The organism is Vibrio sp. 704, assembly GCF_033339295.1.
Map to the genome: position 1 here is coordinate 1 of NZ_JAWOUH010001024.1, position 517 is coordinate 517.

1 protein-coding gene is annotated in these 517 nt (G+C 31.7%); it reads left to right on the forward strand.

Features of this window, described 5'->3' with window-relative positions:
• Positions 1 to 224 precede the first annotated feature (224 nt).
• The coding region (locus R7R24_RS30460) for a hypothetical protein (protein ID WP_318120681.1) at positions 225 to 517 on the forward strand (293 nt) is incomplete at its 3' end.

Here is a 517-nt window from a genome sequence, read left to right on the forward strand (position 1 = left end):
TTATTCGTTTCTCATTAATTATAGTAACCACATTACTTTGATTCAAATATGTGAATTTGTATAGCCAAAAAATATTGTACTATTAAGTTAGGTGGAGAGCTAAACCGTGGAGGCACGTCCAGATTGTTTACATTTTTGCATCCGCAAACAACAATCTCGTGCTTTAAGGGATGCCCTTAAAAATCCCATTTATTGTCTCCGCCAATAAAATATAAATAACGATTATGACAAATAAAGAGAGTCAAAATAAACAAAAGAAAAAGAAGGAGGCATTAAGTAAAGTTATTGGCTTTAGAATCGATAATAACTTAAAGGAAGAATTAGAGCCTCTTTTGATTAATGAGGAAAGCTTCAATATCTTTGCTAGGAGAATGATTGATGTTGATAGAATAGTTCCTCCTATTGATGTATCTAGAGAGTTAATGGTTGTGTCTATTTTGGAAGTGGAAAAATCTCATTTTGATTCATTCTCAAAGATATTTTGGGGGATGATTAATAATGAAGACTCAGTAAAAGC